The 15,771-nt window shown below is 35.7% G+C and carries 12 protein-coding genes; 8 read left to right on the forward strand and 4 right to left on the reverse strand.

Annotation, left to right across the window (positions count from 1 at the left end; genetic code table 11):
* Window positions 1–434: 434 nt before the first annotated feature.
* Window positions 435–608: a hypothetical protein gene (locus AWV75_RS18860; protein WP_197429564.1), complete on the reverse strand. Its 174-nt coding sequence runs from the start codon at window positions 606–608 to the stop codon at window positions 435–437.
* A 471-nt stretch (window positions 609–1,079) separates the two neighbouring features.
* Here AWV75_RS18860 and AWV75_RS07555 point away from each other — a divergent pair, with 471 nt between their 5' ends.
* The 3 genes from AWV75_RS07555 (at window position 1,080) to AWV75_RS07565 (ending at window position 4,316) form a co-directional block, all read left to right on the forward strand.
* Complete coding sequence (locus tag AWV75_RS07555; RefSeq protein ID WP_060873803.1) at window positions 1,080–2,003, forward strand: helix-turn-helix domain-containing protein; 924 nt, start codon at window positions 1,080–1,082, stop codon at window positions 2,001–2,003.
* Window positions 2,004–2,098: 95 nt separating this feature from the next.
* Window positions 2,099–3,295 carry an MFS transporter gene (locus tag AWV75_RS07560; protein WP_060873804.1) on the forward strand — a complete coding sequence of 399 codons (1,197 nt, stop codon included), beginning with the start codon at window positions 2,099–2,101 and terminating at the stop codon, window positions 3,293–3,295.
* Window positions 3,296–3,404: 109 nt separating this feature from the next.
* Window positions 3,405–4,316, forward strand: a complete 912-nt coding sequence (locus AWV75_RS07565; protein WP_060873805.1) for a DMT family transporter — start codon at window positions 3,405–3,407, stop codon at window positions 4,314–4,316.
* Here AWV75_RS07565 and AWV75_RS07570 read toward each other — a convergent pair.
* A complete protein-coding gene (locus AWV75_RS07570) occupies window positions 4,313–5,782 on the reverse strand; it encodes a lipopolysaccharide biosynthesis protein (protein WP_060873806.1) in 1,470 nt (489 codons plus the stop codon). The genes AWV75_RS07565 and AWV75_RS07570 overlap by 4 nt on opposite strands.
* Window positions 5,783–5,918: 136 nt before the next feature.
* Here AWV75_RS07570 and AWV75_RS07575 point away from each other — a divergent pair, with 136 nt between their 5' ends.
* The 5 genes from AWV75_RS07575 (at window position 5,919) to AWV75_RS07595 (ending at window position 10,187) form a co-directional block, all read left to right on the forward strand.
* Window positions 5,919–6,773, forward strand: coding sequence for a glycosyltransferase family 2 protein (locus tag AWV75_RS07575; protein WP_060873807.1), 855 nt, complete (start codon window positions 5,919–5,921; stop codon window positions 6,771–6,773).
* 68 nt (window positions 6,774–6,841) lie between these two features.
* Window positions 6,842–7,588: an MlaE family ABC transporter permease gene (locus tag AWV75_RS07580; protein WP_002986928.1), complete on the forward strand. Its 747-nt coding sequence runs from the start codon at window positions 6,842–6,844 to the stop codon at window positions 7,586–7,588.
* A 4-nt stretch (window positions 7,589–7,592) separates the two neighbouring features.
* Window positions 7,593–8,366 carry an ABC transporter ATP-binding protein gene (locus AWV75_RS07585; protein WP_060873808.1) on the forward strand — a complete coding sequence of 258 codons (774 nt, stop codon included), beginning with the start codon at window positions 7,593–7,595 and terminating at the stop codon, window positions 8,364–8,366.
* A gap of 273 nt (window positions 8,367–8,639) precedes the next feature.
* Window positions 8,640–9,512 carry a pirin family protein gene (locus tag AWV75_RS07590; RefSeq protein WP_060873809.1) on the forward strand — a complete coding sequence of 291 codons (873 nt, stop codon included), beginning with the start codon at window positions 8,640–8,642 and terminating at the stop codon, window positions 9,510–9,512.
* Between the two features lie 93 nt (window positions 9,513–9,605).
* Complete coding sequence (locus AWV75_RS07595; protein WP_060873810.1) at window positions 9,606–10,187, forward strand: hypothetical protein; 582 nt, start codon at window positions 9,606–9,608, stop codon at window positions 10,185–10,187.
* A gap of 305 nt (window positions 10,188–10,492) precedes the next feature.
* On the opposite strand, the gene AWV75_RS07600 is transcribed toward AWV75_RS07595, so the two are convergent.
* Both AWV75_RS07600 and secA read right to left on the reverse strand, forming a co-directional pair.
* Window positions 10,493–12,523 (reverse strand): M3 family metallopeptidase, encoded by a 2,031-nt coding sequence (locus tag AWV75_RS07600; protein ID WP_060873811.1) that lies wholly within the window; start codon window positions 12,521–12,523, stop codon window positions 10,493–10,495.
* Between the two features lie 141 nt (window positions 12,524–12,664).
* A complete protein-coding gene (gene secA, locus AWV75_RS07605; protein WP_060873812.1) occupies window positions 12,665–15,760 on the reverse strand; it encodes a preprotein translocase subunit SecA in 3,096 nt (1,031 codons plus the stop codon).
* Window positions 15,761–15,771 lie beyond the last annotated feature (11 nt).

Genomic DNA, 15,771 nt, shown 5'->3' on the forward strand with positions numbered 1-15,771 from the left:
TTCGAGGTTAACCTCTTCAATTGTTATTGTTTACGATGAGCCAAAAATGATAAACACCCTATAACAGAGCAAACACAATGAATTGGCTGAACGAAATATTGTTTTTTTTGGTGTAAATGATATCAACGATTGCTCTGATTGGGAGATAGATAAACTACAAAGTGCAAGAGCTATATCTGCAACTAACGTAGTTGAGCAAAACTATTTGATATCGAATAGAAAACTGTCTATTGACAGTAACCGCTATGTGTACTGGTAAAAATGGGAGAATCTAATTGCTTTTTCCCTAGCGATAAAATAAAAGTAAGCAAAAAAGAAATACGCTTACCTAGTCATCCTTTAAAATACTTGATATTATAACGAAAAAATATAAAATAAATTGATTTGTGAATGTAATATTTGAAAATACTCGCTACTCGATGGATGGAGTATCCTTAACCATTCGACTCATCTCTAAACCGATATTTCTTAACTAGAAAATATACTCCACTTAAAATTAAGAGTGCATAACAAACTAAATCTGCATGACGATAACTAAAAAAATCAAACAAATTCAATACAAGTCCCAAGGTGGTTACAAGCACCAATACTTTAACTAATTTATCCATTTTTATAAAATTTGAAATTAATTTCCCCTTTATCTGAGCTAACTTTTACCATAAGAATCAATCTAAATGCTACTTGTTCTATGACTAAAAAACATTCAATCCATTCGCAATCCTATACTCACAAAAAACATTCCACTTTTAAAAACTCTTCCCAGAATCAACTCCTTGATTAATATAGTTTTACAAAAATTAGAACAAATACGTCCAACGAAATACAATCCAAATCAGAAAAACGTTAAGATTAAATCAAAATAACCCATAAAATGAAATTATTTCACCTCAATTCTTAAAATACAGCGTATGGAAAAAAAATGCAAATTCACTATTTTTATCGATGATTTGAGAAAAAGGAGGTCCATGGAAAGTCAAACCTCTCTAATCGTGTAGGTTTCTTATTGAACTGTTAATGCTATTCTTATTTCTTAATTTTATTTGATTTTTGTAATTTTACCTCCTCAAATATCATCCTTCATGAGTAAAGATTTAGAAACCATTGCTGATTATTACAAAGAGAGATCTTCCTCTTCTCTTTCTCAAAATTATGCGTTTAGTATTAACGAATACAAGACAGGGACCTCGCATTTTAATATCAATATGCGCAAATATTGTAGTTTTACAACGCCTTATAATCGTCGTGATTTTTATAAAGTAGGACTAATCATTGGTCGAGGGGAATTGCATTATGGTACGCATTCCATCACGATTGACCGACCTGCGCTGTTTTTACCTTGTCCAACAACACCATACTCTTGGACGTGTATTGAAAAAAAACAAGAAGGGTATTTTTGCTTATTCAATTACGAGTTTTTTACAGAAAACAGAAATTTAGAATCCTTTAAAAAGACGTCTTTATTCAAAGAATGGGGCAAACCGTTAATCTTTTTAACTCCGGCTCAATTGGATATTGCGCATACCTATTTTCAGCAAATGTATACCATGGCACAGTCCGATTATCCGTTAAAATACGAGGTAATTCGAAATCTATTATCCCTGTTGCTTCATCAAGCTTTACAACTTAAAGTAGAAGATATTTCCCTCGAGGAACAAAATGCATCTATGCGTCTATTTCGCCTGTTTGATCAGCTATTGAACAAACAATTCCCCTTAGACTCCCCTGCTTATCCACTTGCATTACGTCGCCCTATTGATTATGCTAAGAAACTCAATGTACATGTGAATCACTTGAATTCCTCCATCAAGTCTGCAACCGGAAAAACAACGTCACAACACATTATAGATCGCATTTTATTAGAGGCAAAAAATTTACTCATCAACACAGATTGGGATATTGCACAAGTGGGCTATACGCTCGGTTTTGATCAACCTTCTCATTTTACGCATTTCTTTAAAAAACACCTCGAACAAACTCCTTTACAATTTAGGAACCACAATTAAAATTCTTTGATTTATACAATTATATCTTTGTCTTTTTTAAGATAGCTGCTGCGTTGTTCTTTTACTTTTGTGTCCATAAAACAACAATTCACTTTATGCTTAGAGAAGCTACAAACCAAAGAAAAAAGCTAGCAACTATTCTGGCTTTTAGTTCAATTCCCCTATCTGGATTTGTAACGGACATCTACTTACCTTCTTTTCCTTCCATGGCAAATGATTTAGCCATTACAGAAAAAGAAGTACAACTTACTTTAACCTGCTATTTATTGAGTTATGGTATTTCACAACTCTTTGTTGGTAGTGTTCTCGATAGTATTGGACGTTATAAACCCCGTTTAATTGCGTTGCTTTTTATTGCTTTATCCAGTACGTTAATCGCGCTTACAAATGATATTTTCTTGATTTGCCTGTTGCGCATTATTCAAGGAATTGCTATTTCTATTTTAGTTGTAGCAACTCGAGCCATTTTCATGGATATCTACGAAGAAAAACAACGGGTCCATTACTTGAGTTATTTCACTGTCGTTTGGTCCTGTGGCCCCATTCTTGCTCCTTTCTTAGGTGGATACCTCGATGCTATGTTTTCTTGGCATGCCAATTTTTATTTTCTTTCGATTTATGCTTTACTACTTTTTGTTTTAGATCTTGCCATCAGTGGTGAAAGTATTCCAGAAAAGAAAAAATTCAACTTGAGCCAAACCCTTCAGGTGTACAAAACCATGTTGAGCAACCAAAACTTTATCATGGGTATATTTATTCTTGGTATGAGTTACTCCATCGTGATGATTTTCAATATTGCAGGTCCATTTTTAATTGAAAATACCTTCAATCAAAATTCCATCGTCATTGGCTACTGTACCTTGCTCTTGGGATTTTCTTGGATGTTAGGAGGACTTATTGGCAAAAGAAGAATGCACCTCTCTTTTGAGCAGCGCACCACACGACCAATTTATATCCAGTTGGTCTTGTCTCTTGTTTTATTAGCAACGAGCTATTACATTGACAACTTATACCTTTTGATGGTTGGTTTATTCTTCATCCATATCTGTTCAGGTACCTTATTCAACAATTTTTTCACCTCTACGATGTTAGCTTTTCCCAATAATTCAGGAACAGCAGGAGGCTTGATGGGGGGATTAACCTATGTCATTACCTCTTTAACCAGTTTCATCATTTCATCGTCTGGAGCCATCAATACTCAATTTCAATTGAGTACTCGTTATACCGCACTGATTCTTTGTCTTTTATTCTTGATTTTGTACATCGTTCAACTCAATAAAAAAACACACTAGTCAACCCTAAAAAAAGAAGTCAATTTCCATCGAAATATGTACCTTTGCCGCCGCTTCCCTCAGCTTGAAGGAAGCGGTTTTATCATCTAAATAATTTGTATTACCTATTATGGGACTAAACAATAAGTTTCTAGGTTTTTCAGCAGCTATCTTTGCTGCTGCACTTTGGGGTGTATCGGGAGCATTTGCTCAATTTTTGTTCAATGAGAAACATTTTAATGCGGAATGGCTAGTTACTGTTCGACTTCTAATTTCAGGTAGCATTATGCTTTCATTAGGTATCCTAAAAGGCGATAAAGATGTATGGCATATCTGGAAAAATAAAAAACATGCCTCTCAATTGATTGTCTTTAGTTTTTTGGGTATGTTATTAGTACAATACTCTTACTTTATTACCATCTTTCACTCGAATGCAGCAACAGCTACCGTACTTCAATATATTGGTCCTGTTTTTATTGCTATTTACTTAGCCCTTCGCTTGAGAAAGTGGCCCAAGCCTATTGAAATATTAGCGATTGGTTTAGCTATGTTAGGTACCTTTTTATTGGTTACACACGGAGATATCAATAGTTTAACGATTACCCCTACAGCTTTAATTTGGGGAATTATCTCTGCCCTTGCACTGGCAGCTTACACGATTTTACCCGTACACCTATTAAAAGAATACAGCCCTATTGTCATCATTGGATGGAGTATGTTAATTGCAGGTACGGGCATGGCAATTGTATATCCACCTACGCATTTTCCTGGAATATGGGATATGGAAACCTTTTGGGCCGTTGCTTTTATTATTCTATTTGGAACCTTAATTTCCTTCTATATCTTCTTAGATGCCATCAACAATATTGGTCCACAACGCGCCAGTTTACTCGCTTGTGCTGAGCCTTTATCAGCAACCTTAATTGCCGTTTTTTACTTCGGAGTTCAATTTGAATTTCTAGATTGGTTAGGTAGTAGTTGTATTATTTTCACCATCTTATTACTGACGAAAATAAAGAAAAAGGAAATTCCAGAGCATTAATGCCAATAACGCTTCAACAATAAAATAAAACGCTGTTGGATTAAAAATACCCACGGCGTTTTAAAAATTAAAACCCCGCCACAAAGCAAGACAAATCCCACGCGAACAACTAACGTAAGCAAATAGCTGTGATTGAGAACGGGGATATAAAACCCAATCCCCAACACCAATAACATAGAAAGGAATAACTTGCCAAACTGTAAATCAAAAGGCCATAGTTTCATTTTTAAGTAGATGTAAATGACCTTTCCTACATTAAACAGGGTTAAACTAATTAATGAAGCTAACCCAACACCAAAAATACCAAAATCAGTTTGAGTCAAAAACCACAGATTCATACCGACATTCAGCACCATTAAAAACAGAATAGAAATTAAATTAAAACGGTAGTATTTGGAATAGGAAATAATCTCTGAATTAAATCCTGTCGACATATTAATTACCCCATTGACCCCTAACAAATAGATAATTGGAATAGAAGCTGCTAATTTATCATAGGTGGGCAAGACACGAAATAACGGATCAATCCCCACTGCTACACAAGAGAACAACAACATTCCGATAAAAAACATTACACGGGCTACTTCTTTGTATTTCTCATTGAGTTTTTTGAGCTGTACATTTTTAATTAAATCTGAAATAACAGGAGCATACAAAGCAAAGACACCTGTAGCTGGAATTGCTAAGGTGGAAGCTAAAGTTACCCCAATATTATAGGTTCCATTCGCCTCATACGAAATGAAATACGGAATCATCAACGAATCCACGCGAAACGCAAAAAAAGAACCAAAACTCCCCGCAAAAGCAAATAAACTATAGGCGTAATAGTCCTTTTTCTTTACCTTATCGAATAAGTCCTCATAGTTTTTGCTCAGGTGATAAGGATATAACTTATAAATATAGATTCCTATCACCGCAGTGATTAGCCCATAACTTACAATATACAACACTAAACCTTGATCAATCGTCGTTGTGGTATACAGCGCTAACAAAAAGATACTGGGTAATGTAATTTTGGGAATAATCTTCTCAAAGAAAGTAGGAAAGGATATCTTTTGCAGGTTTGTCGCTTGCCTGCGGAACAACTCGATATAAGCCATTGCAATAGCTAATGGAAAGGCAAAAGCTACATAGTTAAACGAAGCATCTGCGTAAAAAAATCGAATAACAAGTAAAGAAATTCCGACCCAACCAGCCAATTTTGCCAAAGAAATCAAGCTATAACTAAAGAGTTTATGCTGTAATTTTTCGGTCAATTGGGGATAGAAATTAATCAAGGCATGGGTACTTCCCAAAACGATGATAGGATACATAATTTGAGCACAGGCATCAACAAAACGAATAATCCCTAGCATTTCTTTATCTTGAGGGTAGATTAAAATCGTTGAAACAACGCCAATCAATACGCCTAAATAATTAATTAGCGTAAATAAAAAAGCTTGTTTGGTTGAAATACCATTCCCCATTGTACTTATTTCCTTGATTTGTATCTACAAATATACTGGCTATTCGATGCTTAACTACATTTTTTTATATTTTTGTGTGACTGCATGCTAAAAGTTTTCATTTTAAAAAAAGTGGCAGTTGTAAATGTCTTATTCCATGAAGTATATTGTTATTATTCCCGCTTACAATGAAGCCTCTTATATTGCAAAGACGTTGCACAGTTTAGCGGCTCAAACCGTACTTCCGGAATGGGTTCTTGTAGTCAATGATAATTCAACGGATCAAACAGCAGCACTTGTAGAAACATTTACCGCTCAATATCCTTGGTTACACTTAACCACTAAATCTTCAGCAGCCATTCATTTACCAGGAAGTAAAGTAGTGCAAGCCTTCAATTATGGCTTATCCCTTCTACCTGAATCTATAACTTATGATATCATTGTAAAATTGGATGCAGATTTAATTCTTCCTCCTGATTATTTTGCTTCTATCCTAGCAGCCTTTATAGACAATCCTAAACTCGGTATGGCTGGAGGTATTGCATTAATAGAGAAAAACAACCATTGGGTTGTCGAAAACTTAACGGATAAAGACCATATTCGCGGCGCATTCAAAGCCTACCGAAAGGCTTGTTTTCAACAAATTGGGGGACTCAAACCAGCCATGGGATGGGATACCGTTGATGAATTACTCTGCCGATATTATCAGTGGGAAATCCTTGTGCGCCAAGATTTACAAATCAAACATCTCAAACCAACAGGGGCACAATACGATCAAACTGCACGTTATAAACAGGGAGAAGCCTTTTATCGCCTACACTACGGTTTATTGATAACGCTTATCGCTAGTTTAAAATTAGCCTCTAAAAAAGGAAAACCGTTGTTGTTTCTCGATTATATCAAAGGGTATTTTAAAGCAAAAGCAAAGCAAGAACCCTATTTAGTCACAGAAGAACAAGGAAAATTTATTCGTCAATACCGTTGGGCTAAAATAAAGTCCAAGTTGTTTTAGTACATTTTTTGACCTTATAAACCTAAAAACTCATTTGTAATTGGTAATTTAGCCGATATTTATTTTTTATGATAAAAACTGGATTAACAAATATTGGTCAGTACTTTATTATGCTAAAAGAAATTTTTAGCAAAATGACTAAGTGGAAAGTAATGAAGGAACTCATCTTCAAAGAAATAGACGATTTAATTATTGGATCTTTGGGTATTGTTTGTTTCTTATCTTTTTTCGTTGGAGGTGTTGTTGCAATTCAAACTGCCTTAAACTTAACCAATCCCTTAATTCCTAAATATCTTATCGGATTCGCAACTAGACAATCGGTTATCTTAGAATTTGCTCCAACTTTCATCTCCATCATTATGGCGGGAAAAATGGGATCTTTTATCACATCGAGTATTGGAACCATGCGTGTTACGGAACAAATTGATGCCTTAGAGGTCATGGGAGTTAGTTCATTGAACTACCTTGTTTTCCCTAAAATGGTCGCTGTTTTGTTATATCCTTTTGTTATTGGTATCAGTATGTTCCTAGGTGTTTTAGGTGGATGGTTCGGTGGTGTTATGGGTAATTTTGTATCTTCAGAACAATTCATCACTGGATTACAAGATAGCTTTATTCCATTTCACATTACCTATGCGTTTATTAAAACGACTCTTTTTGGTTTTTTATTAGCAACTATTCCTTCTTACTTTGGATACTACATGAAAGGTGGTGCACTAGAAGTAGGAAAAGCAAGTACAACTGCTTTCGTATGGACCAGTGTGGCTATTATCCTAACAAACTATATATTAACCTCTCTCCTTTTAAGTAATTAGCAAGATGATTGAAGTAACAAACATAGAAAAGTCTTTTAATGGCAATAAGGTTTTGAAGGGAATTACCACGACGTTTGAAACGGGAAAAACCAATTTAATCATAGGACAAAGTGGTTCAGGAAAAACGGTTTTCTTGAAAACACTTTTGGGTATTCACGCCCATGACAACGGACAAATTCTATTTGATGGAAGGGATTATGCCGATATGAATAAACATCAACGCCGTGATTTGCGTACGGAAATTGGAATGGTATTTCAAGGAAGTGCTCTTTTTGATTCCATGACAGTGGAAGAAAATATTGCTTTTCCGTTGCGTATGTTTACCAACAAAAGCGATAAAGAAATCATGCATCGCGTAAATGAGGTAATTGACCGCGTCAAATTAATCAACGCCAATAAAAAGAAACCTTCGGAAATATCTGGAGGAATGCAAAAAAGGGTAGCCATTGCACGCGCAATCGTAAACAACCCTAAATATTTGTTCTGTGACGAACCAAACTCAGGATTAGATCCCAAAACAGCAATCGTCATTGATAACTTGATTCAAGAAATCACCCACGAATACGATATTACAACTGTAATTAACACACACGATATGAACTCAGTCTTGGAAATTGGAGAACACATCGTCTTCTTGAAAAATGGGGTATTGGCTTGGTCTGGAAACAATAAAGAAATTATTCAAACAGACAATGAAGATGTCGTTGATTTCGTTTACTCTTCTGAGCTCTTTCAGATGGTTCGAGATGCAATGCGACACATTGGCTCTACTAAATAAGTGATAAGAAAAAGAAATGGGAAATAGATTAATTTTATCGATTCTAACCTTATTTCTTTCTTGATAAAAAGCGAAAGGCTTGCAGATGCAAGCCTTTCGCTTTTTATTTTTGAATCCTCGTGCATTTTCATTGGGTCTTCTCCTTTCAACAAACTTCTCCTATACAAAGGCAAACACCATTCGCTCTTAAGCCTATCTCCCACTTCCGTTCTTGTTTTAGATTAAGTCATTTTCATTCGCAATGAAGTAACTTTGAGTATAAAATAAAAGGATATGAAAACAAAAAATATTGAACAAATCGTAGCACCAAAACCTGCACATTTTGTAGGAGATGGTTTCAGAGTACACAATTTTATTCCAGGTGTTCCAGGAATGAGTATGCAACGCATGGATCCCTTCATTATGTTAGATTACAACTCCAAATACCACTTTGGGCCAAGTGAAATTCCAAGAGGGGTAGGTGTCCATCCACATAAAGGTTTTGAAACCGTAACAATCGCTTATAAAGGACGTGTTGAGCACGGCGATAGCAGCGGTGGTGGTGGAATCATTGGAGAAGGTGATGTACAATGGATGACAGCCGCATCAGGGGTTTTGCATAAAGAGTTTCACGAAACAGAATGGAGTAAAACAGGAGGTGAATTTCAGATGGTTCAATTGTGGGTCAATCTTCCTGCAGAAGCAAAAAAAGGACAGCCGCAATACCAAGCGATAGAAAATGCGCAAATGCCTCATTATACGCTTGCAGATGAGCGAGGATTTATCGAAGTAATCGCAGGTGAATATCAAGGAGTAAAAGGCCCTGCGACGACCTTTACGCCAATCCATATGTCTAACTTAAAAGCAAAAGCAGGCGCAGAGGTAACGTATGAATTTCCTACTACCTATAACACCCTATTGTTAGTACTAGAAGGAAGCATCAAAGTAAACGGATCTGATGTGCAGCAAGATCACGTCGCTGTTATGGCTCATGATGGAGACCAATTCACTATTGAAGTAACGGAAGATGCTATCGTATTAGTTTTAGCAGGTCTGCCAATCAAAGAGCCTATTGCGCATTATGGTCCTTTTGTAATGAATACACAAGAAGAATTACTACAAGCCTTTGACGATTTTAACACAGGTAAATTCGGAACTTGGAATTAATTAATAATGAAAAGGTGTTGCTGAGCAGCACCTTTTTTTTATGTATTTTATTTTCTCATTTTGTGAATTCTCCTAATTTTGCAAATAAAAACTATGCACAAAAGAATCGCAACAATAAGCTTACTTCTTGGATTGTGTGTGGGATGTACTTCCAAAAACACAATAACTGAACAGCCTGTAACCAACAAAGTAAGCGTTGAAAACAAGGAAACAGCGAAAGTTGAAACCAAAACAGAAGAGCAGGAAGAATTGAAACTCGACGGTACGAATCCTGAATTATACGCAGCTTCAGAGGAGAAAATGTTGAATATGCTAAATGAACCTGACCAACAACGTTTGCAAAAAGCAATTCAAATTATATCCAACAAAATTGCAGAAACCGTAGATTTATATACGGAAGACGATGAAATTAATTTTGATGAATGGCATGCTATTTATTGTAAAAAAGTAAATGGATTAACTTTTACAGGGATTCTTCAATTAGCGGAACAATTATTAGTAGAAAACAAACAGCGTACACAAGCTAGTTTGAAAGAAGAAATAGCTGACCTAAAAGCTAACCCAACCGACGATCAAGAAGAGTCATTGTCATTTTTGCAAGAAGAACTTAGAAAAACAAAGAATTTACCTACTACTATTGACACTTATGTGTATAATGAGGAATGCTTTCTCTAAAAATAGAAATCATTTAACTATTTTTTTATAATTTACAATTCATTATAAAAGTGTTCAACTCAAAATTGATGATTTTTTTCTTTTTTATTTGTTAATAAATTAGTTTTTACTTATATTTGATTTATAGATTTAACCTAAAAAGGTATTTACCTCGTTAAATCTTCTTCCTCGTTGCATTTTTAACAAGAGGACTAAAGCAAAAAAAATCCCTTCAGGATAAAAGATAAGTTGAAAAAGAAAAGTGATGTTGTTAAGTGTAAAAAAGAGTTCCCCTATTTTAGGAACTCTTTTTCATTTTATAGCACTTAGGCTAACAAGCCCGCTCGTCTTAATAAAGCTTCTGGTGTCGGTTCTTGTCCTCTAAACTTAATATATAGTGTCATCGGATGATCTGTTCCTCCTTGTGATAGCACATGATCTTTAAATGCTGTAGCTACTTCTTTATTGAAAATTCCCTTTTCTTTAAAATAAGCAAATGCATCTGCATCTAAAACTTCAGCCCATTTATAACTGTAATAACCCGAAGAATATCCTCCTTGGAAAATATGCGAAAAAGAAGTACTCATTGCATTTTCTGCTACATCTGGATATTGCTGAGTAGCTTTAAACTGCTCTACTTCAAATGCTTTTAAATTGGTGATTCTAGTTGGATCTTGTCCATGCCATCCCATATCAAGCAAACCAAAACTCAATTGACGTACAGTTGCCATTCCTTCTAAGAAAGAAGCACTTTCTTTGATTTTTTCTACAAATTCCATCGGAATCAGTTCTCCTGTTTGATAATGTCTTGCAAACAAGGCTAAGGTTTCTTTTTCATAGCACCAATTCTCCAAAATCTGACTTGGTAGCTCTACGAAATCCCAATATACATTTGTTCCCGATAAAGACGGATATGTTGTATTAGCAAGCATGCCGTGTAACGCATGACCAAATTCATGGAATAAGGTTGTAACTTCATTAAACGTCAATAAAGACGGCTTAGTTGCTGTTGGTTTAGTGAAATTACACACAATTGAAATATGTGGTCTTTCATTCACTCCTTGTTTGATATATTGATTCTTAAATGACGTCATCCAAGCTCCGTTGCGCTTTCCTTTTCGCGGAAAGAAATCAGTATAAAAAACAGCGATAAAGTCCCCCTCTTCATTAGTAACTTCAAACGTACGCACCTCATCGTGGTATTTTTCAATATCAAAAACTTCTGTAAAAATGAGGCCATACAGCTTATTTGCTACTTGAAAAGCACCATCTAATACATTTTCTAATTGAAAATACGGTTTTAAGATTTCATCATCTAAATTAAAGCGTTTTTGTTTTAATTTCTCTGCATAATAGCTCCCATCCCATTTTTCTAAATGATCAAGTCCATCTAGTTCTTTAGCAAAAGCAGTCAACTCTTCAAATTCTTTATCCGCAGCAGGTTTTGCCTTTATTAATAAGTCTTCTAAAAAGGTATTTACCTTCGTTGGCGATTGTGCCATACGCTCCTCTAACACAAAATCAGCATGTGTAGCATATCCTAAAATAGTAGCGCGTTCATGTCTTAATTTTGCGATGGTTAACACATGCGTTTCATTATTAAATTCATTTGCTTTAAACGCTTTTGCCCCTGCTGCAATCGCCAATTCTTTACGCAACGCTCTATTTTCTGCATACGTCATAAACGGAATATAACTCGGATAGTCCAAAGTAAAAATCCATCCTTCTCGATTTTCTTGTTTGGCTAATGCATGTGCTTCCTCAATCGCTCCTTCTGGCAATCCTTTTAAATCAGCTTCTTCCGTGATATGCAACTGATAATTGTGTGTTTCTGCTAATACATTCTCTCCAAATTTTAAAGCAGTCGTTGCCAATTCTGCATCAATTGCTCGTACCCTATTCTTTTGCTCTTCTGACAGCAGCGCTCCATTGCGTACAAAGTTCTTGTAATTCTTAGTCAACAAGGTTTGTTGTTCCGTAGTCAAATCCAACTGCTTCAATTGCTCATAAACTACTTTAACACGCAAAAACAATTGCTCGTTTAACAAAATGTCATTCCCTAATTCAGCAAGTAAAGGAGCTACCTCCTGTGCAATTTGCTGCATTTCATCATTAGTTTCTGCTGAATTTAAATTAAAGAAGATACTAGCTAAAATATCCAACTCCATACCAGAGAATGCCAAAGCTTCTATTGTATTTTCAAATGTTGGAAGTTCCGGATTCGATGTAATGGCATCAATATCTGCTTTTGACTGTGCAATGGCTTGATCAAATGCAGGTTTATAATCCGTAATTTTTATCTGTGAGAAAGGTGCTGTACCGTATTTTGTTGTAAATGGTTTACTAAAAATAGTCATCGTAATCTAATTTTTATTTGTTCTATAAATTTACAAATTAATTAAGCACTAGAACATAAGAAGTCTAGTCTTAACATCCTCTTACCATAAAAAAATAGGGCTCTTATAGTAAGAGCCCTATGGTATGGAATAAGCTAAAAATTATGCTTGTACTTCTTCTTGTGTTGGCTGAACTGGTAAGTCCGCTTTCGTCAAGAATGAAGTTATTTCTGCATCCATTTCAGCAATTGTTTTCTTAAACAATTCGAATGCTTCAAACTTATAGATCAATAAAGGATCTTTTTGTTCGTGAACAGCTAACTGAACAGATTGTTTCAATTCGTCCATTTTTCTAAGGTGTTTCTTCCATGCCTCATCTAAAATTGACAATACCACATTCTTTTCAAAATCGTCAATTAGACTCATTCCTTGTGTGCTGTATGCTGTTTCTAAGTTTGTCACGACGTTCATTGTTTTCATACCATCTGTGAATGGAACAACAATACGCTCGAAATTATTATCTTGATTCTCGTATACGTTTTTAATTACTTTGAATGCTTCAGCAGCACTGCGCTGTCCTTTTTCACGGTAAGAAGTAAACGCTTTATCGTATAATCGATTGGCTAATGTAACAACATCTTCTTTATTGAATTGATCTTCTGTTACAACATCGTTAATACCGAAGTTGCGGATCATATCCATATCTAAGTTTTTGAAGTCATTCGCCATTTTGTTTGTTTCGCTAATACGCTCACATAAATCGTACATCATATTGGCGATATCCACTTTTAGACGATCTCCAAACAACGCGTGTTTTCTACGTTTGTAAATTACTTCACGTTGTGCATTCATCACGTCATCATATTCTAATAAACGCTTACGAATACCAAAGTTGTTCTCTTCTACTTTTTTCTGTGCTCTTTCGATTGATTTGGTCATCATCGAATGTTGAATCACTTCCCCTTCTTCTAATCCCATTCTATCCATAATCTTCGCTACACGCTCTGATCCGAATAAACGCATTAAGTTATCTTCTAATGACACATAGAATTGAGAGCTTCCTGGGTCTCCTTGACGACCTGCACGACCTCTTAACTGACGGTCAACACGTCTTGAATCATGACGCTCTGTACCAATAATCGCTAAACCTCCCTTGTCTTTTACTTCTTGAGAAAGTTTAATATCCGTACCACGACCTGCCATGTTGGTTGCAATTGTTACAATACCAGGTTTTCCTGCTTCTTCAACAATTTGAGCCTCTTGTTTGTGTAATTTCGCATTCAATACGTTGTGTTGAATACCACGCATTTTCAACGATCTACTCAATAACTCAGAAATCTCAACTGAAGTAGTACCAATTAATACAGGACGACCTGCTTGTGATAATTCTACTACATCATCAATAACTGCTTTATATTTTTCACGTACTGAACGGAAAATTTTATCTTCTTTATCTTTACGAGCAATTCCTCTGTTTGTTGGAATTTCAACTACGTCTAATTTGTAGATTTGCAAGAACTCTCCTGCTTCTGTAATAGCCGTACCTGTCATACCTCCTAACTTCTTGTACATACGGAAGTAGTTCTGTAACGTAATCGTTGCAAATGTCTGTGTAGCTGCTTCGATTTTCACGTTTTCTTTCGCCTCGATCGCTTGGTGTAATCCATCTGAATAACGACGTCCATCCATGATACGACCTGTTTGCTCATCCACGATTAAAATCTTATTGTCGATGACAACATATTCTGTATCTTTTTCAAACACAGTATAAGCTTTCAACAATTGATTTAACGTGTGGATACGCTCGCTCTTTACCCCAAAATCTTGGAATAAGCGCTCTTTGGCAATTGCTTCCTCTTCTCTTGATAAATTTTGACTTTCAATACGAGCTACTTCTGTTCCAATATCTGGTAAAACGAAGAAATGCTCATCTGTATCTTGCGATAAGAATTTGATTCCATTATCTGTCAATTGCACTTGATTGTTTTTCTCTTCAATCACGAAGTACAACGCTTCATCCACTTTATGCATTTCTCTATTGTTGTCCTGCATGTAGTGGTTTTCTGTTTTTTGAAGCAATTGTTTTACCCCTTCTTCACTTAAGAATTTAATTAGGGCTTTATTTTTAGGTAAGCTTCGGTACGCTCTTAATAATAAGAATCCACCTTCTTTTGTATTTCCTTCGCGGATTAATTTTCTAGCCTCTGCCAAGAAGTTATTCGCTAATTTACGTTGGATTTCAACTAGGTTAGCTACTTTTGGTTTTAGCTCATTGAACTCGTGACGATCTCCTTGAGGAACTGGTCCTGAGATAATCAACGGTGTTCTAGCGTCATCCACTAATACTGAATCGACCTCATCGACAATAGCATAGTTGTGTACGCGTTGCACTAATTCTTCTGGCGTATGTGCCATATTATCTCTCAAGTAGTCGAAACCAAATTCATTATTTGTTCCGTACGTGATATCTGCAGCATAAGCAGCTCTTCTACCTGGAGAGTTTGGTTGGTGGTTATCGATACAGTCTACGGTCATTCCGTGGAACTCAAATAAAGGCGCTTTCCACTGACTATCCCTTTTAGCAAGGTAGTCATTCACTGTAACTAAGTGTACTCCGTTTCCAGTTAAGGCATTTAAGTATAAAGGCAAGGTTGCTACTAATGTTTTACCTTCCCCTGTTTGCATCTCTGCGATTTTTCCTTGGTGCAATACAATACCCCCGATTAACTGAACATCGTAGTGAATCATATCCCAGGTCACTTCCTTACCTGCAGCAGACCATTTATTTGCCCAACTTGCTTTTCCGTCAGCAATCGTTACATACGGTTTGTTTTGTGCAAACTCCATGTCTTTTTCTGAAGCTGATACCACCACTGTTTCGTTTTCTTTGAAACGCTTTGCTGTCTCTTTCACTACTGCAAAAGCCTCTGGTAAGATGTCCATCAATACTTTTTCAGTATTGTCGTACGCTTCTTTTTCTAAGCTATCAATACTTGCGTAGATTGCTTCTCTTTTATCGATATCTTGAGTCTTCTCGATTTCTTCTTTGTACGAAGCAATCTTAGCATCTTGACCGGCTCTAGATTGTTGAATTTTCTCTTTAAAATAGATAGTCTTTGCTCTTAATTCGTCATTTGACAAACCAGATAAAGACGATTCATACGTTTTAATTTTTTCAATTAGAGGTTTTATTTCTTTGATATCTCGTTCAGATTTATCGCCGACAAAAACCTTTAATATGGTATTTATAAGACTCATAGGTTTATATA

It is taken from the genome of Myroides odoratus, from assembly GCF_001549985.1.
In the GTDB taxonomy this organism is placed as follows: domain Bacteria; phylum Bacteroidota; class Bacteroidia; order Flavobacteriales; family Flavobacteriaceae; genus Flavobacterium; species Flavobacterium odoratum_A.